The sequence below is a fragment of the Affinundibacterium nitidum genome (assembly GCF_014284155.1).
Lineage (GTDB): Bacteria > Pseudomonadota > Gammaproteobacteria > Burkholderiales > Burkholderiaceae_D > Undibacterium > Undibacterium nitidum.
The window spans coordinates 836,139-856,581 of record NZ_JACOFZ010000001.1 but is presented as its reverse complement, the minus strand read 5'-3'; the positions used below and the strand labels follow the sequence as shown (position 1 = coordinate 856,581).

Sequence of the window (20,443 nt, the reverse complement as noted above, 5' to 3'; positions counted from 1 at the left end):
AAGAATTTCCAGAAGAAAACCGCTTTAAATTGTTAAAAGAACTTAATTGTTACGATTTTGTCTTGATTTGTTGTTTCTTCCGCGTAAGACACACCTAGTTAGTATTTTTTTGCCCCGATCTTGGCAAAATGGCACCGCTTGGGTGCCATTTGTTCCTGTGTTTCTGAGGGTTATTAGCGTTCTCTTTTTAATTTGGACTCTTCATATTTGTCTTTGGGTTTCTCGACCTTTTCGGTTTTCGCAGCGGGAGCCGAAACTGGTGGTGTAGAAACCGGTGCTGTCACAACTGGCATCGCTTGTCTGACTTCCACCGGCCTTGGTTCAGGTCTTGATTCTTGGCGAGGTGCGAAACTTGCCTGCGGACGTTCGATCGGACGTTCATTTCCGCGTTCAATGAGGCGTTCCTGCATGCGTTCAACCGGACGCTCATTGCGTTCGATAGGCCGATCAACGGTGCGATTTGGTGCAGCGACGGGTGTCGGGTTGTTTATGACAGGCATTTGAGGACTTGGCATGCTACTTTGAACTGTCACATCCCGACGATTTTCAATGCGCGTGTTATTTCCTCGGTAATCGTCACCGCGTGTTGCTCGTCCGCGTTCGGCTTGAATTTCGTCATACGACTTGTTGTTTATCTGCGGTGGCGTTACGGCAGTCGTGTTGATGCTCGCATTGTTTGTGTTCGCAGGTTGCGGGCGATCATTCCGTGCCGGCATTTGTGGATATTGAACGACAATATTCGGTTGCGCAGAAGGGGCGTTACTTCCTACTGGCGTATTTGGGTTTGTCTGCACATTGAGACCTGCTGTTCCACCATTCGGAGTTTGTGTGGTCACGCCACTGCGATTATTTGTCATACCATTTGCCGTATTCGTTCTGTCACGGCCTCGGTTATCGAAATTGTTATTCGTACTACCCTGGCTATTGTTGTTGACCGAATTAATTGTGGCCCGGCTATGGTATTGATCGTTCTCCTGCCAAGTGCGAGGACGTCCTTCACCAAAACGATTATTGTTCGCTGGTGTTAAATTTGGACCTTCGTTCAAGACCTCTAGCTTCTTGATTTGATTCGTTAGGATAGACTTCGAAGCAGGAAAAACGTGTTCACCACGAACAAAAGTTTGTGATGGGACAGAAGTCACACTATTTGGTACATCACGATTTACATAAACACCTTTGCCGCGATTGATCACGACGGTGTTGTTGATAATCGTTTGATTGATGTTTTGAATATAGCGTGGGTTTTGAGTGTAATGAGGACGATATGATTCTCCCGGTCCTAGGGGATACCAAGAAACCGCAGGGCCGCTAACATGTCTGCTTCCGACACTGACGCCTACGCTAACGCCATGGTTGGTGGCGCCAACAAATGCAACGAGGGCTGGTGCGTACACAGGGCGATGATGGTGTTCATATCTTCCAGGTACCCAACCCCAGCGACGTCCAACATAGGCCCAACGTCCATAGTGATACGGAGCGAAGCCCCATGGTGAGCGATCAACCCATGTCCAGCCCCATGGAGCAACCCACACCCAGCGACCATCACGATAGGGCGCCCAACCGGCGGAAATACCACGTGGGTACCAAATCGCGCCATATTCAACATGGGTTTCCCAGTTGCCATATTCGTCGAGCTGCTGATAGCCAACCATGTCGCGAGGCACATAGCGAGCAGAAACCGAGTTTTCTTCAGCACGATCACGGTCATATGCCCACTGATCAAATGTATCAAAGGCAGGAGCGCGCGCAATCATCGTGTGATTCAGATTGGTTCCTGAAAAACGTGTCTGCTCTCCTTCACGCAACGTAATCACGTCGCGGTCACCTTGGGCCACACCAACACCGCGTCTCACCACGACGGTCGTGGTGTTATCTGGGTTGATATTGATTCTATATTCGCCAGGTTCTTGGATGCCGAAATTCAAATTCGGTGTATTAATTTCGAATACTTCACGCTCAGATAACGCTCTTACTCGTACAACGATTGTGCCTTGTGTTAATTGGATCTGACTAACGTCATCGGTGAGATTAATGAAGCTTAGGCGTGTGTTTTCATTTAAACGTAAAGCACTATTGCCTACGTGGAGTTCAGCACGCCCTTGTTCTGCGACAAAAATGCTATCGCCGGTGGAGATTGGGCGATTAGGAATCAACTCGGTCCATTGATTGCTTCCCGCGTCGGCAAAATTGATTTGTCCGTAAGAATATCCAACACGGGCCACGCGACCCGGAGGGTCATTTTGTGCCATTGCTGGTGCAACAAGTAGCAGACTCGCTAAAGTTAAAGTGGCAGCGCCAAGCATGCCAGAAGTTTTCTTGATGAATTTCATATTGTTCTTTCGCATGGAATAAACGAATTGAATGCAATTACGACCATACCTGTCAGTATATAACGCGCGAGTAGAGTATTTGGATGTCACAATAATTCACGAATTTCTTTCTTTTTTTGGTGCGCCGCAAGAAAACTGGCGTTAGTTTTTCGATCGGGCAACAAAAATGGCAGTGGAGATTTTACTCGACTGCCATTGTTGTTCGTACGCTTGTTACAAATGCTGACAAGCTAAACTCTGTAAGGAGTTATTTGGCTATTTTTTCAGCATCCTTAGTTTTGTCAGCTGCTGGCTTGCTTGGCCATTCCACGCCTAACCATTTGCTATTGAGTGCTTTTTGTTGGTCATTGGCATCATCAAGTGCTTTGACTTTGGCTTTGCCCTTGACTTGTTTTGCTGGTACGAAGGCGAGTTCTTTCAACTCGTCGCGGCGGAATACCGATAACTTCATTGGCGTTTGCTGCATTAACCACAAACGGTCATTCAAGTCTTTATTGGTCAAGCGCAGACCATTTGCTGCGATCAAAGTATCGCCCGCAACGATGCCGGCTTTCCAAGCCGGGCTATCGCGTTCAACTTCGGTCACGAGTGGGAAATCACCTGCCTCGCGAGTACGCAGACCCGTGAACCATTCCTCTTTTTGTTCGTCATCTTTACCAGCTTCGATGATGTATTTAAGCCCCACATTTTTCAGTAATTCTGGGAATGGAATTTCACCAATGCCATCGACATACATTGCCCACCAATCAGACCAGTCATTACCAGTGACGGATTTCAACGCAGTACGAACATCCGCCTCACCGAATCCGCCTTTGTCGACCGTATGGTGGGCGTACAGATATTGATGCACGTGTTCTAAGCCTTTAGCGCCATTAGTCTGACGACGAACTTCGATGTCGATCGCATTGCCAAGTAACATCCCTTTGCTATAAATGTTAACTGAGGCATTGCGTGCACGTTCTCCACCCGCATCGATCCAAGAGTCAAAACTTGATTCCGCAGCACTTTGCTGGAAGCGGCCCGGTTGATGTTCATAAGCGAGCAATGCTTTGGATAAGTCATCGAGGAATTCGTCACGTGTTTGGATTCCTGCACGTAAAGTCACCAATTCTTCCAAGTAAGACGTATTCCCCTCGGCAATCCATAGCAGGCGTGTGTAATTTTCTTTTTGGTATTCATAAGGCACCATTTCTTTCGGGCGGTAGGCCTTGACGTTCCACGTGTGGACGAATTCATGTGCTGCAGTTTTCAAGAAACCTAAATATTCTTTGCGAGGAAAGTAAGTCCAACGAGGTTTTTGAATAACCGTAGAGTTCAAATGTTCTGTTGCACCGCCTGCGCCATCCGTTGCATGTACGATGAACAAGTAACGTTTCTTGAACGGAAACTCGCCCAAGGTCTTTTTAGTTTCGATGACGATTTTTTTCAAATCTTCTGCCATCTTCTTGCCATCGTAATTGCCACGACCCCAGATCGCCAATTCAATACTGCGGCCGTCAACTTCAAATTGATGGAATTCATGCTCACCTGTTTCAATCGGTGAATCGATTAACACATCGTAATTCGGCGCCACGAAACAATGGTCGCAATTTCCTTTATCCATGCCAGAACGTGATACCCAATTTGTAGGCGTATCTAGTTTCACTGTGATCGCTTGGGAGCGGAACGGCGCTGCATACATCAAGATGCCGCTGGCATCTAAATAGGCATGCGTGTCATCAATGTGCTGTGTACGTTCACCGAGTGCATTGGCGTACACCTCGTAGCTGACCTTTACTGCTTCGCCAGCTTTGGTCTTAACTTGCCATGTACCTTTGTCGGTTTTAGCAAATGTTAGTGGCTGACCTTTGCTGTTCGTCGCTTTGAATTGACGCACATTCTTGCCTAGGTTGAGAACCTCATAGCGACCAGTGCGCCAGATCGGCATTTGCACATCTAAGGTATTTCCTTTAGCTGCAGGAAAATCAATACTGACTTCAGCCAAATGTTGCGCCGCGTTAGTGATTTTGATTTGGTAGTTCACATCAGCATGTGCCGTTGCGGAACCTAAAGTGCACGCAAGTGCTATAGAAGGAAGCAGGATTTTTTTCATTATTCAGCTTGATTAAGTAGGGTTGCAGGATGTTTCTCGAATTTGACCTTGAGACTAGGTGATATCTCAGCCTAGCGCAACAAAAGTGAGAGCATGAAGATTTTCCTAAACACTGTCAACGAGTGTAAAAGCGATCGAGTCACACCTGATGAGGTCACTTAAGTCGCTTAATGAGGATTATTTTCAACACTGTGTTTGATTGGGAGCATGCAGATAAGTTCCGTAGAGTTTGATGTGAAACCACAGTTTGGTTAAGTCTGTGTTGAGATGGTTGGTGATGATTGTAAAAAAGCTACATCGTTTACTACTTCTGGCCTAATCCGATCATATGGATAGAAATCGACCAAGGCAATTCACCTTGCAGCCATACAAAAAGCTTATATTTTTATGAGGTAATTAGCTAATTAGTTAAATGTGGTGTATGATGAATCATTGTTGCAATCGACCTTGGTCAACGCATTGATAACGATAGGAGCCTAAGATGCCGAACCCACACCTAAGCAAACCAAGTTTTCCCAATGTCTGTATACACAAAGATGTAGGGGGTATGTATATCGAAGTTCATTTGATTGCAGAGGTAGGGCGAGGGCGGGGTAATGCAATGGTGCAGCAAGCCGCAGATTTGCAGCAGCGGCATCCACGTTTTGTCGATGCATTGGACGAGCCTTCGACTTGCATTGGCGAATTAATGCAAAGCGATGTAGATCACAGTAGCCTATATACGTTCTTGGTCGAAAGCCAAGGACATCCGTTTCATCGACATGCAAGTCCGCGAATGTTCACCGCAGTCTCTGGCGGAGATGGTACGCAATTGCGATTCTCTACCGCGAAACACAACGAAAATGAATTGAATTTGGAGGCCTTCTTTGAACAGGCATATTGCATACAAATCCCTGCCGATAGCTTGTTCACAGTGCGTTTTTCTAGAGGAGTCTGGCATCAATTTGTGCCAGCGAAAGTCAATTCGACTTGTCCTGCGCTATTTGCAGTCTCGTTTCATCCAGATGATATGCATGGAATTCAAGATCAACATCTCAGAAATCGTATCCTTGGAGGGGAAGCAAGTATTCCTATGTTGACAGAGGTTTTACCTGAACAACTCTCCCGATTAGTTTCTGAACATGACTTTGCTGCGCGTTGTGACAATGTTCAACAACTACAGCTTCATCAAGCGAATTCGGTATCACGTCATACAAGAGGCACAAGCCATCGAACCCTGCCTAATTTTTTGTATCAAAAATTATTCTCTCGGCTGCATCATCATTACATGTCGTATACAAATCAAGTAAAAGGAAGTTTGTTCTCACGTACGCGCCAAGGAACTGTGCCGTCGTATTCACTCGTCTGGGATCAGTTGGTCGAGAAGGCATCCTTCCATCTCGATCACTTTGAATTAGTCATTCACCATCAAGAACTGCGTTCGTTTAGTATGCCAAATGCTACTGCTTATATGAGTGATTTACTGCAAGCCTTTATCAAAGATTCACCTGCAGGAGTGACTTGTTTGATGCAAGTCCGAAATGCGCTGGTGAAACCCTTTGGCTTACGTACTTCGAACGTTGGATGCCCCGTATCTTCTCTAATGTCAGACCAAGCTCAGGAATACTTCTTAAATCGCTTTCCAGTATGGGCGTATCAGGTCAATGAAAACAATACTATCGCGCAGGTAGTCTTGGGTGCAGACGATAAACATTTGCAATTCCGAAGTGTAGTGATGGTTGAAGTCAGGGAGGAGGGGATTGCGATTAGTCTGAGTAACCGTGTGGCATATCGAAATCTCTTTGGACGTTTCTATATGCGCTGTATCCGAGGTATACATCAGACCTATATCGTTCCCAAAATGCTCTCGACCGCGGCAAGCAAGCTATGTTTGCAAGAATCGCAAAAGCACGCACCAGGTTGTTGGTGTATGCGTCTATTGTGGAGATAGCAGACAAGTGTGGTGTTGTTGTTTTGTATCTTGCTGCTTGAACTTGGTGTTGTTTCTTTGTTTTACACGTAATCTTGCATAGAATAGGTGCTTCAATTTGGGAATGAACTTCTTCTATCATTAACCGTATTTCTGAGGTTAGGTAAGCTATGCTGATTTATCTAGGCAAACGAAGGCAAGAAAAAGCGATGGGTTACGTCGTTGATTTTTGTCCAATTTGTCGCGAGTTGACTGAGTTTAAGCTAAGCAAAATCAATGATCCGGATTTGAGTTATGGCATTCCTCTCGCGACTGGGGCGACTGTCGGCTATTTACGAGAATGTGTTGATTGTCAGACTTTCATGCATGCTGACCCCATTCGCTACGCTGCGTTCGCCAATCGCAGTCGTACGGCAGCAATCAAGACTTTGGCTGAAGCAACATTTCCGCGTGCATATAAATATCACGGCAAACGGCTACAACTTGAGAAACTCATACGCCAAAGTCCACATACGATAGAAGAGAAATTGAGGGTCGAGTTAGTCGCTGAAAGCTTTGAAACCTTGGCGCCTATAGTTGAGCGTCGAATGTCACACTTTTATCTCGATACGCAAATGCTCATTGTTGCTGTATTGGGCTTGCTCGCCATATTCGTATTACCTTCTTACCTAGGACTCCTGTCATCTAGTTTGGCAGAGAATCAAAGTACTGTCTCACTGGTTTTGGCGCTGATTTTTAGTGCGATATTAGGATGGCAATGGAAAACCGCACCACGCCGTTATATTCGTAACGCGATCTATCCGCGAATTGCGAAGGCCCTTAAAATCCTAGAGCCTAGTGAAGACGAACTGTCGTTCGCGCTTGGGATTGCTAAACGCGATGGCAAACATATAGGAAAGCTAGCGCGCATGGATGAGTTGATGCACTTGTTTCATTGAGCGACTTATTGCTTAAAGCGACTTACTTTTCCGGCCGCGAATTCAAAATTACGAGGAATATCCCCTTTCTCGCTATAAATAAAAAATGCCGGCGATTGCGGGCATTTGTATTCTTGGCGGAAGGCGGGGCCGTCGTATAGTTCTCTGTAAGCCTTATAAATAAAGGGTTTTGATAATTCGAATTTTGTTCGTGCCCCCCCCAAAAAATGCGCCCAAAAAGATTTGCTACGTAACTTTACGAAGTCAAAAAAATCTAATTGTTGGAAGAGAAACAAGGGCAATATTGACCAAAACACTCAACAGAAAATTTCTCTCTCTTTTTTTGTAGACTAGCGACACATTTAACCTATTGCCCTTAATTTGGGGTGAGGTGGCGTACTTGTAATTGATTATCCATTCCGAACTTTAAGTAAACGCGCAAACCTAAATTGGCAGGTAAATTTTCGTAAAGTGTTTTGAAGAGTTGATCAGCTATAGATTTTGCTTCTTTGCGTGGAAAGTGGCGCTCAAACGTAATTCGAATAAGTCTGAATTTAGTACTTTCGTTTTGGGATTGTTTTGAGCTTATAGAATATTTCCCAATTGACTTGAGATCCACTTGGACTTTGGCTTCGATCGATTCTGCGGTTTCACTCGATGGAACAGGTACTTCTATCTCTGCACTTAGGTTTGGTGCAGCATCATCCAAGAGGCGCTGTTCGAGAAATGCCTTCACTTGAGGATTGCGTGCGATGTCAAGGTCTCCGTTCATGATACGCATTGCCACATCTTGGCAAGATGCAACTTGTTCTTTCGCTGTCATCGCATTATGTTTATTTTCGAATGAGACAAGAGTTCGTTGCAAAAATTGTGCGTTTATTTCCGTTTCATATTCTTCGATAGTAGTCTTGCTGTTCTTGTCATTCTTGATTGACTCGTCAAGTTCCTCTCTAAGACTTTCATAAAGGATGAAATATCTCTGATTACGATTTAGCCATTTTTCCAGAGAATCACCCATTTGTAAGCCATGCTCTTTGTGATTTTTTTCGCAAAAATTCATCAATCCTCTTACCATTTTTTCTGAATTTAAGAGCAAAGAGTGAGATGCCCCAAAAATCCTCATGTCATTAGCAAAAGTTTGTTGGTGGTTCGCGTTTGCTTGGGTCGTTTGAATAAGGATAGCGGCAGCAAGAAAAATCTTGAAGAACTTGATCATTTGGGAATTGCTTTTCTGTTTATTGAATAATTGGTATTTTAATTTGAAACATTCTTGGTGTACATCTGTAGGATGTACGAGTCGACTTAAGCTTTTGAGTGCTTATGATACTTTCATGAATCGTGCCGCTAAGAAGTTAAACGCTTCCGATACTTTTGTGTCGATGTCAGCTAGGCGGTAAATTATGTGGTCGTAGGTTTTCCAGTGCATGCCTTTGGGTTTTAATTCACCGTCACGCAAGCGGGTTTGCAATTTGGTGTAAGACCATTGATGCCGCGCGATGCGGTCGAGTGCTTGCTACTGGTAGCGTAATCGCTGGCATGATCGGCAAGCAAAACACCCGTTACGTTCAAAGATTTTTGCGCATTGCTTTTGGCAGTTTGGGCAAGTAAGCCATGAACGTGCGCCGCCATAGTTGCAGCGGGTTTGCGTGATCTCGAAGCGGTAGCTTTGCATTGGCTTAAGGTTGGTTGTATAGCTCAGTTCCAAGGCTTCTTGGTGTACCGTTGCCGATACCATAGAACCATCAGACCAACGCCATATAAACGCATTGCAACGCTTTAAGGAATCTTCACGCGCTAATCGTCGTATGTCGATAGCGGGGCGGCTCTCGCATTTTGCTTTGTCTCCCCAGTGTCCAGAATTTGAGTTTCCCATTAACGCTTAAGAAACAAAAAACCCGCATCAGCACTGGGCCTGAAGCGGGTTCGGTGTACGTTATTGAACGTCTTGAAACATGTTCTTGGCGGAGAAGGGGGGATTCGAACCCCCGGTAGGCGATTAACCTACGCACGCTTTCCAGGCGTGTGACTTAAACCACTCATCCACCTCTCCGTGTCCACTGAATAACAAGTATAAACCTGTCATTTGGGAAGCTCGAAAGTATAACAGATAAAAATCGCGGGGTAAATGCAATTTTGGCCTTGAAATGGGAAACGGAGAGCGAAATCTCTAGTTTTCTGCTTGTTCTCGACCGCTTTTGGACCGTAAATGCGTAATTGCAAACTGCAAAGGCTATAATTGCGCGCTATGAATTTACTCAAAACTTTAGCTGCAATTAGCAGTATGACCATGTTGTCGCGCATCACTGGCTTGGTTCGTGACATGATGTTTGGTGCCTTCTTTGGTGCGACCGCGACCATGGATGCCTATGTGCAGGCATTTAAAATTCCTAATTTCTTTCGTCGCTTATTTGCGGAAGGTGCTTTCTCACAGGCCTTTGTGCCCATTTTGGCAGAGTATCGGAACGCCAATTCTGACAGTGAAGTAAAAGAGTTGGTGGATCACGTGGCGACTGTCTTGGTGTGGGCATTGCTGTTGACCTGCATAGTTGGTGTGGTCGGAGCACCAGTGCTGGTCTTCATGTTTTCTTCGGGGTTTTGGGGGACTTCGAAATTTGATTTAACCGTCAACCTCACTCGCATCATGTTCCCGTATATCGGCTTCATGTCGCTGGTCGCATTGTCGAGTGGAGTGCTCAATACCTGGCGCTGTTTCAAAATCCCCGCATTTACTCCTGTGCTATTGAATCTTTGCTTTATCTTTGCGGCGTATTTCTCGTTAACTTGGTTTGGTATAGAGAAGCAGATCTACGCGTTAGCTTGTGCGGTTTTTGTCGGTGGGCTTTTGCAATTGGCGATACAGATTCCATCTTTGATTCAAATCGGCATGCTGCCGCGAATTTCAATGAATCCGGCATTCGCCTTGCGTGATCCTAAGGTACGCCGTGTGTTGCGCCAAATGGCGCCTGCGGTGTTAGCTGTTTCTGCGACACAGATCAGCATTATGATCAATTCGACTTGGGCCTCTTTCCTGCCTGATGGAAGCGCATCGCAGCTTAATTTTGCAGATCGCTTAATGGAGTTTCCCTCCGCCATGTTAGGTGTAGCTCTGGGAACGGTGCTTTTGCCTAGTCTTTCTTCCGCTAAAGCGAACGGTGACCAAAAAGAGTATTCTGATTTGCTCGACTGGGGTTTGCGTTTGACTTGTTTGCTGGCCTTGCCAGCAGCAGTCGGTTTGTTGACCTTGTCTGATGCCTTAACCGCCACTCTATTTCATGGTGGTAAATTTGATGCGCACGCGGTACACGAAACCGCGAAAGCCGTGGCGGCTTATGGTGTTGGTTTGACAGGTTTGATTCTCGTCAAAATTTTGGCGCCAGGTTTTTATGCGCAGCAGGACATTCGTACCCCTGTCAAAATCGCGATGATCGTGCTCTTTGTGACGCAAGTATTGAATGCAGTCTTCGTACCATTCATCCATCAAGCAGGCCTTGCTTTGTCGGTCGGTTTGGGGGCGTGTGTGAATGCGGCAATGCTTTACTTTGGTCTGCGTAAACGTGGACTATATACACCGAAAGCAGGGTGGCTGAGCTTCTTCTTGAAGCTGGTAGTGGCGCTTGTTTTGATGGGTGGTTTAGCCTTCGTTTTGTCAATGCAAGTAGACTGGCTGGCGATGCAGAGTCATCGTTTGCTGCGCGCAGCGATGATGGGCGGCATTATTATTGCGTGTATGCTGCTTTACTTTGGCACATTGTCTGCACTCGGTTTTCGTTTGCGCGATTTCCGTAAAGTTTCAGGTTAAGCCACAATTAAATTTGAGATGACTCGAAACGCTTGTAGATAAAAAAAGCCGCTCATTTCCGAGCGGCTTTTTAGCTTCACGGCTGTGGCAATCGCTTAACCGCCGATTTCTTCCCAGCGCTCTAAGGCAACTAATAACAATTCATCGATCTCGGCAAAGCGATCGTTCAGCATTTTGACGTCTTCTGGCGTCGCTTTTTTATAGAATTCACTGTCGGCTAATTTAGCCGAAATTGATCCTTGTTCGGCTTCGAGGCTGCTGATTCTGCCTGGCAACTCCTCAAGCTCTTTTTGCTCTTTATAGCTGAGTTTCTTTGGTTTTGCTTCCGCTTTTGGTGTTGGGGCCACCATCGTGCTGACAGGTGCCGCTGCCTTGTTTTCTAGTTTGGCTTTGGCTGGTGCAGCAGCTGCTTTTCCTGCAGGAGAGTTTTTATAAGTTTCCCAATCAGTATAGCCACCAATGTACTCTTTCCAGACGCCATCGCCTTCAGATGCAATTACTTGTGTCACCACATTGTCGAGGAAAGTGCGATCATGGCTGACCAAGAAAACAGTACCTTCGTAGTCTTCCAAGAGTTCTTCTAAAAGCTCGAGGGTATCGATGTCCAGATCATTGGTCGGTTCGTCGAGTACCAAGACATTCGCTGGCTTTGCAAACAAGCGCGCTAACAACAAACGATTTCGTTCGCCACCTGACAAGGTCTTCACTGGTGAGCGCGCGCGCTCTGGTGCGAACAAGAAATCACCAAGGTAAGACATCACATGCTTACGTTGACCATTAATTTCAACGAAGTCACTGCCTGGTGAAATCGTTTCGGCCAAACTCACTTCTTCGTTCAATTGCGTACGCATCTGATCGAAATAGGCGATCTGCAACTTGCTACCTTTTTTGACCGTACCGCTGTCTGGTTGATCTTCACCCAAAATGAGTTTAAGCAAGGTCGTTTTACCAGCACCGTTTTGACCGATGAGGCCAATCTTGTCGCCACGCAGAATAATGCTTGAGAAGTCTTTAACGATCTCTTTAGGACCAAAGCTCTTGTAGATATTCTCGAGCTCTGCCACGATTTTTCCTGAGCGTTCACCCGTGGTGACATCGAGGCGCACTTGACCTTGCTGTTCACGACGCGCGGCGCGTTGAAGGCGCAATTGTTCAAGGCGTTTCACGCGACCTTCATCACGCACACGACGTGCTTTCACACCTTTACGTATCCAAATTTCTTCTTGCGCCAAAAACTTATCAAATTTCGCGGCTTCGACTTCTTCGATTTCTAATTGTTCTTCCTTACGCACTTGGTAAGTCGTGAAGTTGCCTGGGAAGGATGTAATCTTGCCGCGATCCAATTCAATAATGCGCGTTGTTACATTATCTAGGAAGCTACGATCATGCGTAATAAATAAAACGCTGCCTTTGAAATCTTTGAGCAAGCCTTCTAGCCATTTGATCGATGAGAAATCCAAATGGTTGGTCGGTTCATCGAGCAATAAAACGTCTGGTGTACTGACCAAAGCGCAGGCGAGGGCGACGCGTTTTTTCATACCACCGGACAAGGTACTCATCACCGCATCTTTGGATAGATTCAATTTATCCAGCGTGGTTTCAACCGTATTACCCAAACTCCAAGCGTTAGCGGCGTCGAGCTGCACTTGAATATCGTGCATGCGCTCCATCAAGGCTTCATCATTGTCGCCACCAAACTGTCCCGTCAAAGCTTCGTATTCTTGTAGCAGCTTAGGTAATTCACCAAGGCCAGACGCGACAGCATCAAACACCGTCATATCAGGATCGAATTGCGGTTCTTGTTCAACGTAAGCGATCTTAATATTTTGTTGCATGACCAATAGGCCATCGTCGAGTTTAAAACGACCTGCGATGATCTTGAGTAAAGAGGATTTACCCGTGCCATTGCGACCGATCAAGCCGACGCGTTCTGACGTTTCCAAAGAAAACTCAGCATGATCAAGGAGAGCCACGTGGCCAAAGGCCAGTTGCGCGTTACTAAGAGAGATGACTGCCATAAGATACTTCTGTCGAGCTAAAGAGAGCCGATGCGGGTAAAAGAATGAAAAATGCGGAAAGGCGCTATTGTACGCGAGAACGCCCGCTGATTGATTGTTATCCTGCCCTCAGGTAAGATGGCGAGCTTCGTTCGACCCTAGCGTCAACGATCTTTTGGATACTTGCTTCATTCTTGAACAGCAAGCCTTCCACCGAGTCTCTCCGTAGCACAATGGATAGTGCACATGCCTCCTAAGCGTGGGATACAAGTTCGATTCTTGTCGGAGGGACCAGAGACTCTCCACCTTCCACAGCGGCACTCCGCACATTATAAAATTGCCTTAAAGCAGGTTTTTGCCTTTAATCTTCTTTGAGTGTTGATCTTTGTTTTTGTAAAGCCCTCGTCAAATTCTGTGCTTTCTATGCAATTGACTCTGCTTTGGCGTTTCTTGTGATGGCTAATTCGGGTAGGATGTTGGTCTAAGTTGAAAGTTAAATGACAGCTCTGCATTCATGATAGAAATGACAAAGTGATATTTACTCTTTGCGTTGTATCAAGAGGCATTGAGGCGAAGTTGGCATAATTCGCCCTTGATTTTCAAATTTCCAATTTAAGTCAAAATAAATTAAGAATTAGTTCAAAAACTATTACAAAATCACCGAGAGAATATTATGGCAAAAGCAGCTTTTCAATGGGAAGACCCGCTCTTACTCAGCTCCCAATTAACAGAAGATGAACGCATGGTGCAAGAAGCGGCACGTGTGTACTGCGAAGAGAAATTGGCGCCGCGTATTTTGGATGCCTTCCGCCATGAGCGCACCGACCCAGCGATTTTTCGCGAAATGGGTGATTTGGGCTTGCTTGGTTCTATGATTCCAACCGAATACGGTGGCGCTGGCTTGAACTATGTTTGTTACGGTTTGGTCGCGCGTGAAGTCGAGCGTATCGACTCGGGCTACCGTTCTATGATGAGTGTGCAGTCTTCGTTGGTGATGGTGCCAATCAATGAATTTGGTAGCGAAGCGCAGAAGAAAAAATATTTGCCAAAATTGGCGACAGGTGAGTGGATCGGTTGCTTCGGTTTGACTGAACCGAACCACGGTTCTGACCCCGGCAGCATGGTGACACGTGCAAAAACGGTGGATGGCGGTTACTTGTTGAGTGGATCCAAAATGTGGATCACCAATAGCCCTATCGCTGATGTATTCGTGGTGTGGGCCAAGACAGATGATGGCCGTATTCGCGGTTTCATTTTAGAAAAAGGCTGGGAAGGTTTAACTGCACCAGCTATTCACGGCAAAGTTGGTTTGCGTGCTTCGATCACGGGTGAAATCGTGATGGATGAAGTCTTCGTACCAGAAGAAAACTTGATGCCGCACGTAGAAGGTTTGAAAGGCCCATTTACCTGCTTGAACTCTGCGCGTTATGGTATTGCTTGGGGTGCATTGGGTGCAGCTGAGTTCTGCTGGCACACAGCGCGTCAGTACACGATGGATCGTTTGCAATTTGGTAAGCCGTTGGCGGCCAATCAATTGGTGCAAAAGAAGTTAGCCGATATGCAAACAGAAATCACTTTGGCCTTGCAGGGTTGCTTGCGTTTGGGACGAATGAAGGATGAAGGTACGGCAGCAGTGGAGATTACTTCCATCATGAAGCGCAATTCCTGCGGTAAGTCTTTGGATATTGCACGTACTGCGCGCGATATGCTCGGTGGCAATGGTATTTCTGATGAATTTGGCATTGCTCGTCATTTGGTGAACTTAGAAGTGGTCAACACTTATGAGGGTACGCATGACATTCACGCTTTGATTCTCGGCCGCGCCCAAACTGGCATTGCGGCATTCTAATCTAGCAGATGGCCTAGCGCTGGCGTGAAAGCTAGGCCTTAGCATGGTTTATAATAGAGGGATGGCGGCTACGGCTGCTCTCCCTTTTTCTTTTTGCTAAACCGTCTTGAGACGATAGAGAATCGCCGTGACTTTCATACAAAAACTTTCCCAAGCTTGGACCGCCAACAATTCTTTATTGTGCGTAGGGCTTGATCCTGATATTAAGAAGTTTCCGGCTGAATTAGCGCAGCAGCCCGACGCGATTTATGCATTTTGTAAAGCGATTGTCGATGCGACTGCCGACCTAGCCTGTAGTTTTAAACCGCAAATTGCCTACTTCGCTGCCTTGCGCGCCGAAGATCAGTTAGAAGCGATTTGCCGTTACATCAAAACGACTTACCCGCAGATTCCGATTGTATTGGATGCAAAGCGCGGTGATATTGGTGCGACTGCTGAACAGTATGCTCGCGAAGCTTTTGAACGCTATGATGCCGATGCGGTGACGGTCAATCCTTACATGGGTTTTGATTCGGTTGCACCTTATCTTGAATGGAAAGATCGCGGCGCGATCGTGTTGTGTCGTACTTCAAATGCAGGTGGTTCAGATTTGCAGTTTTTAGATGTCGGTGGCAAGCCTTTGTATCAACACGTCGCGCACTTGGTCGCTGATAAATGGAATAGCAATGGCCAATGTGCTTTGGTGGTTGGTGCCACCTTCCCGAATGAGATCGCACAAGTACGTGCATTGATAGGTGATATGCCTTTATTGATCCCTGGTGTGGGTGCGCAGGGGGGGGATGTTGAATCAACTGTTAAAGCTGGTCGCACTGCAAATGGTACGGGGATGATGATTAACTCTTCTCGCGCGATTCTATACGCCAAAGCAAATGGCGATGAATCCTATGCGCAAGCGGCACGACGCGTGGCTTTGGAAACGCGTGATGCAATCAATTTGTATCGTTAATTTGTACCGATAAATAGTATCGATCGTCGGTCAATTTAGGAATGATAGTCGTAAAAAACGCCGGCATGCCGGCGTTTTTTATGCGTATTCGATATGATTCAAATTCGATTAATTTTCGATTAAATTTCCTCAATATAGCGCAAGAGCTTGTTGAGTGCATGCGCAACCGTTTGCTCGCGCACCGCGTGTCGGTCACCTTGAAAAACCTTGCGCTCAGTAAAAGTAACGCCGCCAACTTTCCAGCCAAAACAAACGGTACCAACTGGTTTCCCCGGTACCGCTCCACCTGGGCCAGCAATGCCTGTCGTTGATAGTGAAACATGGGCTTCGGAATTAGCTAGTGCGCCTTCAGCCATCGCCGCTGCGATTTCCTCACTGACTGCACCATGTTGTGCAATCAGAGAAGCTGAGATATTGAGCATCTCGGTTTTAGACGAATTGGAATAGGAAATGAATCCACAGTCGAACCATTCTGAAGAGCCTGGGATTTCTGTGAGGGCGCAGCAGACGCCGCCGCCAGTACAGGATTCAGCGACTGTGAGAAGCAGTTTGCGCGCCTTTAATGCTTCGCCGACTTGTTGAGCGAGGTCTATCATGTTGGTCATGGTTTCGTCTCCTGTAATTGTGATGCTTGGCCGTGATCAAATGCAGGATTACTTTACCACTTCAATTTAAGCTTGCGTAATTTTTCCGTGCAGGGAGTAGAAATTCTTTCCTAGCGATTTACCAGATTCGCCACAAGGCAAATACCAAGAGTGCGAAAAAAGCAGCAACAATGTCGTCGAACATCACACCAAATCCGCCTTTGAATTTACGATCGAAATAGCCAATTGGCGGCGGTTTTACCATGTCGAAAAAACGGAAGGCGATGAAGGCCCAGAACTGTGTCATGAGCGGCGCAGGGGTTACCAATAATAGCACCATCCAAAATGCGATGATTTCATCCCACACCATACTGCCGTGGTCAGCGACACCTAAATTTTTTCCAGTGACTTCGCAGGCCCATACGCCAATAAAGTAACCGACGACAATGATGATGCCCCAATTCATTGGTGTGAAAAGACTTGGCCAGCGTGTACTCAAGACGACAAAGCTTAACCAAGCGAAGAGGGTGCCAGTCGTGCCCGGCACGATAGGTGAAAGCCCGCTGCCAAATCCTTGCGCCAAAACATGTGCAGGATGCCGCAACATGAATTGGGGGCCAGGCTTTAGGATCGGCGCCGTGTTGGGGAGACTGTGAGTACTTGCATTCATGGCTTAGTCCGAAACGAAATGATCAAACGACTTGAGTTCGAGTGCCAGGTGCTGTCCATCTTGGTCAAGCAAACGCAAACCGAGTTTGTGTTCAATCTTGCCAACGCGGGTGACTGCCGTGCCTGTACGCAGGCCCGCTGCTATTACTTGTTCGCGTTGTTGAATAGGGGCAGTGAAGCACAGTTCGTAGTCATCACCACCAGCAAGCGTGAAGCGACGTCGAAGTTCTTGTGGCTGCGACTGTAACATGAGGCCAGCGGGTAGTTTGTCTACTTCAAGCGATGCACCGACTTTTGAGCGTTCTAAGATGTGTCCGAGATCGCCAATCAAGCCGTCAGAAATATCTAAAGCCGCATGGGCAATTCCGCACAGTTCCATACCGAGAGCAATGCGCGGTGTCGGTCTGTGCATGCGTACCGCTGCTTGTTGATGCTGCTCTGGACTGAGTTCGAGTTCTTTCCAATATCCCGCTAGAGCAAGTCTGGCATCACCGATATCGCCCGAGATCCAAATATCATCACCAACTTGTGCCGTATCGCGCCTTAAGGCCTGTCCGGGAGTGATTTCACCAAAAATGGTGATGCAAATGTTTAAGGGACCTTTGGTCGTGTCGCCACCAATCAGTGTGCAGTTGTGTTCTGCAGCGAGGGTCAATAGTCCTTTTGAAAAACGATCTAGCCATTCGCGATTCGCTTCAGGCAAAGACAAGGCTAAAGTAAATGCCAATGGTTTTGCACCCATCGCAGCCAAGTCTGAGAGATTAACCGCGAGGCATTTGTGTCCTAAGCCAAATGGATCTGCATCAGGAAAGAAATGGCGGCCTGAAACTAACATGTCGCTGGAAATAGCGAGTTGTTTACCCGGGCTAGGGTTAAGCAAGGCGCAATCGTCACCAATCCCCAGGGCGATACGCGGATCCTTGGAAGCTGGTGTGACGAAATATTGTTTGATGAGATCGAATTCAGAGAGCATGTCGCATTGTACCGAAACGAATCAGACTAGCGAAGCAATTCATCAACGGCGAGGGTGAAGCGGTGATTTAGCGGTTTTAACCTGCCTTGGTGCCGGCTTCATGGGCAATCTGTACTTCGCCGAAATTCAGAAACATACTGACATCGGGCTTAATCATCACGCGATAAGAACCTTTGGCTTGATTTAAACGCATGGCCAGTGCGGTCAGTTCCCACGCTCTTTGTTCAGTGCATGTGAAGCGTGCTTTCGTGAGTTCGTAAGACTTTTGTTCTTTACCAAAATCGCGCACCAATGCTGCATTTCGTTTGAGTGCTGGCAGTACGGATGGATGTTGCCAGGCCCACAGAAAACTGGAATCTTGGTGATGGAAAGTGCCGATGATTTGTGCTGGTGCCAAAGCAAAACTGCCATCATCAAAGGTTAGCAAGAGTTGACCGGTATTTTGGTCGAGGTGCCATGATTCTTCTTCACCTAATCGCCAAGTGGAGTTGTGGAGCATGTTCGCCACTACTGCATCGTCTGCGCTGGTCGCGATAAACGATTCGAGACTAAAATTGTCTTTATAGATTTTGGCCATAGCGATCAGTGACAGGCCTTGGTCAGTGATACGTAACTAATTTGTGTATAGAAAGTTGGTTTGACCGTGAAACCATTGACGATAAACGAGCGCAAAGCGCACAGGCCGAAAGCAGTGCTAAAAGCAAACATGAAATTCCCTCAAGACCAGTGTACTGAAATTCACTACACCGACTTAGTATTTTTAGAACGGGCGTGCCCGAATTTTTAGTTTCCGAAAAAATACTGGAAATGAGGGAAATAGGCAAACAAAAATCAGAGGAATCTGCAGATACAAATCAGAGAGTGTTGTAAATTTTTAAGAATCGTGGCGACTGATACTTTTTACGTGTAAAAGTCATTGTCTAGTCACTAATTTCATTAATAAGCTTCGTACGCAATTTTGCATCTTGCGGTGTCATAGCAAAGCCACGTAATTTACCTGCTTTGTTAATGAATCGACTGACGTGGATCTGATCGGCTTGAAGCTCGTATGACCAGCTTCCTCCGTTCAAGTCTTGAGTGCTTGGGACAATCAAGGCGATGGGGCAGCTCGGCGTTTTGACGATAACAGCAGATGGTTTAATGTCAATCGGAGTCGCGTCTCCATTGAGTGTTTTTGCTATGGATCTTGCTGCGCTCAGGATCGGTGCAATATAGGGCATTACTGCACTTGAGCCGTCTGCGTTGATTGTATATTGTGCGCAATCGCCTAAAGCGAAGATATGTTTGGCGCTGGTTTCTCCAAAAGCATCGACAAGTATTCCGCGATCAACTTCGATTGGTCTTGGTGTGCAAAGTTGCGCGAGTTGAAGGTTCGGGCGTAAGCCAACCGCTGATAAAACGATATCGCAGTTGATCATTTCTTGATTGGCTAGGCGGATACTGGTGTGACCATCGACTGTATTGATGTCGACAGCAGTGGTACCCAAATGCATCTTTACCCCTTTGTTAACGAAGGCATTCTGTAAATGCGAAGAGATCGCTTCGGGTAGCAATGCTGCTAAGGGGCGTTGGTTAGGGTCAATTAGATCGACCTCGAATCCTGCGCCGATCAAATCATCGGCAAACTCACATCCGATCAAGCCAGCGCCAAGAATTGCAATACGGGCGCTCTTATGTTCAGAAACTATGGCCCCGAGTTGATTGCGAAAAACTTGATAATCATCGATATGATTTATCGATAAGATTTTCTCTTTCGCATTGCCAGCGATAGGTAGTTGGATGGCATTAGCACCGACCGCCAGTACTAAACGACGATATTCGAAGGCGCCAACTGATGTAGTAATCGTTTGACGTTCTGCATCAATCGAAAGGACCTTCGCGTTTTGTATAACGCTGACTCTTAATTGTTCTGCCACCTCACTTGCGGTTTGCGCTCTGAGTTGGGATGCTAGCTTCTTCTGGGCAAAGGCATTGGAGAGATTGGGCTTAGCATAGAAGCCACCTTCATCGGCAGTAATTATCATGACGGGCGAGTTGCCGTCGAGCTTTCTAAATTCACGGACAAGACTAATGCCTGCCATGCCACTGCCGATGATAATGATGGGTTTCATTGGGATTTTCCGCAAATGATTCGAAACGACGCGCTGTTTGATTGATGCAAACTATTTTAATGGTGGTTAGATTTCGACCATTTCAAAATCTGATTTGGCGACGCCGCAATCAGGGCAAGTCCATGATTCGGGTACATCTTCCCATGCCGTGCCAGGTGCGATGCCTTCGGCAGGGAGACCAAGTGCTTGTTCGTAAATAAATCCGCATACGATGCATTGATAGGTTTTCATAATTTACTCCGTTTATCTTTTGTTTCTAAATTGTGT

At 46.5% G+C, this 20,443-nt stretch carries 17 protein-coding genes and 2 tRNA genes; 6 read left to right on the top strand and 13 right to left on the bottom strand.

Annotated features, from left to right (window positions below):
• Positions 1-173: 173 nt before the first annotated feature.
• Both H8K36_RS03715 and H8K36_RS03710 read right to left on the bottom strand, forming a co-directional pair.
• On the bottom strand, positions 174-2,330 hold the full coding sequence (locus H8K36_RS03715; RefSeq protein WP_186915026.1) for a DUF6600 domain-containing protein: 2,157 nt from the start codon (positions 2,328-2,330) through the stop codon (positions 174-176).
• A gap of 247 nt (positions 2,331-2,577) precedes the next feature.
• Positions 2,578-4,422: a M61 family metallopeptidase gene (locus H8K36_RS03710; RefSeq protein WP_186915027.1), complete on the bottom strand. Its 1,845-nt coding sequence runs from the start codon at positions 4,420-4,422 to the stop codon at positions 2,578-2,580.
• Positions 4,423-4,903: 481 nt separating this feature from the next.
• Here H8K36_RS03710 and H8K36_RS03705 point away from each other — a divergent pair, with 481 nt between their 5' ends.
• Positions 4,904-6,352 (top strand): DUF2867 domain-containing protein, encoded by a 1,449-nt coding sequence (locus tag H8K36_RS03705; protein ID WP_186915028.1) that lies wholly within the window; start codon positions 4,904-4,906, stop codon positions 6,350-6,352.
• A 149-nt stretch (positions 6,353-6,501) separates the two neighbouring features.
• Positions 6,502-7,269 carry a hypothetical protein gene (locus tag H8K36_RS03700; RefSeq protein WP_186915029.1) on the top strand — a complete coding sequence of 256 codons (768 nt, stop codon included), beginning with the start codon at positions 6,502-6,504 and terminating at the stop codon, positions 7,267-7,269.
• 355 nt (positions 7,270-7,624) lie between these two features.
• On the opposite strand, the gene H8K36_RS03695 is transcribed toward H8K36_RS03700, so the two are convergent.
• The 3 genes from H8K36_RS03695 to H8K36_RS03685 form a co-directional block, all read right to left on the bottom strand.
• Positions 7,625-8,464, bottom strand: coding sequence for a hypothetical protein (locus H8K36_RS03695; RefSeq protein WP_186915030.1), 840 nt, complete (start codon positions 8,462-8,464; stop codon positions 7,625-7,627).
• A 221-nt stretch (positions 8,465-8,685) separates the two neighbouring features.
• Positions 8,686-8,877, bottom strand: a complete 192-nt coding sequence (locus tag H8K36_RS03690; protein WP_186915031.1) for a hypothetical protein — start codon at positions 8,875-8,877, stop codon at positions 8,686-8,688.
• A gap of 330 nt (positions 8,878-9,207) precedes the next feature.
• Positions 9,208-9,298: transfer RNA gene (locus H8K36_RS03685), tRNA-Ser, on the bottom strand.
• A gap of 195 nt (positions 9,299-9,493) precedes the next feature.
• Between H8K36_RS03685 and murJ the strand changes: the two genes are divergently transcribed.
• Positions 9,494-11,047: a murein biosynthesis integral membrane protein MurJ gene (gene murJ, locus H8K36_RS03680; RefSeq protein ID WP_186915032.1), complete on the top strand. Its 1,554-nt coding sequence runs from the start codon at positions 9,494-9,496 to the stop codon at positions 11,045-11,047.
• A gap of 95 nt (positions 11,048-11,142) precedes the next feature.
• Here murJ and H8K36_RS03675 read toward each other — a convergent pair whose 3' ends face one another.
• Positions 11,143-13,065: an ATP-binding cassette domain-containing protein gene (locus tag H8K36_RS03675; RefSeq protein ID WP_186915033.1), complete on the bottom strand. Its 1,923-nt coding sequence runs from the start codon at positions 13,063-13,065 to the stop codon at positions 11,143-11,145.
• A gap of 198 nt (positions 13,066-13,263) precedes the next feature.
• Here H8K36_RS03675 and H8K36_RS03670 point away from each other — a divergent pair.
• The 3 genes from H8K36_RS03670 to pyrF all read left to right on the top strand — a co-directional run bounded on the left by H8K36_RS03670 (position 13,264) and on the right by pyrF (position 15,839).
• Positions 13,264-13,338 (top strand) — tRNA-Arg (locus H8K36_RS03670).
• A gap of 379 nt (positions 13,339-13,717) precedes the next feature.
• Positions 13,718-14,893 carry an acyl-CoA dehydrogenase gene (locus H8K36_RS03665; RefSeq protein WP_222611105.1) on the top strand — a complete coding sequence of 392 codons (1,176 nt, stop codon included), beginning with the start codon at positions 13,718-13,720 and terminating at the stop codon, positions 14,891-14,893.
• Between the two features lie 127 nt (positions 14,894-15,020).
• Entirely contained in the window at positions 15,021-15,839 is an 819-nt protein-coding gene (gene pyrF / locus H8K36_RS03660; RefSeq protein WP_186915034.1) for an orotidine-5'-phosphate decarboxylase, read from the top strand.
• A 119-nt stretch (positions 15,840-15,958) separates the two neighbouring features.
• On the opposite strand, the gene H8K36_RS03655 is transcribed toward pyrF, so the two are convergent.
• The 7 genes from H8K36_RS03655 to H8K36_RS03630 form a co-directional block, all read right to left on the bottom strand.
• Complete coding sequence (locus H8K36_RS03655) at positions 15,959-16,444, bottom strand: CinA family protein (protein WP_186915035.1); 486 nt, start codon at positions 16,442-16,444, stop codon at positions 15,959-15,961.
• A 118-nt stretch (positions 16,445-16,562) separates the two neighbouring features.
• Complete coding sequence (locus tag H8K36_RS03650) at positions 16,563-17,093, bottom strand: phosphatidylglycerophosphatase A family protein (RefSeq protein WP_230404281.1); 531 nt, start codon at positions 17,091-17,093, stop codon at positions 16,563-16,565.
• A 3-nt stretch (positions 17,094-17,096) separates the two neighbouring features.
• On the bottom strand, positions 17,097-18,065 hold the full coding sequence (thiL, locus tag H8K36_RS03645) for a thiamine-phosphate kinase (RefSeq protein ID WP_186915036.1): 969 nt from the start codon (positions 18,063-18,065) through the stop codon (positions 17,097-17,099).
• A 76-nt stretch (positions 18,066-18,141) separates the two neighbouring features.
• Positions 18,142-18,642 carry a DUF6882 domain-containing protein gene (locus H8K36_RS03640; RefSeq protein WP_186915037.1) on the bottom strand — a complete coding sequence of 167 codons (501 nt, stop codon included), beginning with the start codon at positions 18,640-18,642 and terminating at the stop codon, positions 18,142-18,144.
• Between the two features lie 5 nt (positions 18,643-18,647).
• Positions 18,648-18,773, bottom strand: coding sequence for a hypothetical protein (locus H8K36_RS19470; RefSeq protein WP_255423099.1), 126 nt, complete (start codon positions 18,771-18,773; stop codon positions 18,648-18,650).
• Between the two features lie 212 nt (positions 18,774-18,985).
• Complete coding sequence (locus tag H8K36_RS03635; RefSeq protein WP_186915038.1) at positions 18,986-20,176, bottom strand: FAD-dependent oxidoreductase; 1,191 nt, start codon at positions 20,174-20,176, stop codon at positions 18,986-18,988.
• 66 nt (positions 20,177-20,242) lie between these two features.
• On the bottom strand, positions 20,243-20,407 hold the full coding sequence (locus tag H8K36_RS03630; protein WP_186915039.1) for a rubredoxin: 165 nt from the start codon (positions 20,405-20,407) through the stop codon (positions 20,243-20,245).
• Between the last annotated feature and the right edge of the window lie 36 nt (positions 20,408-20,443).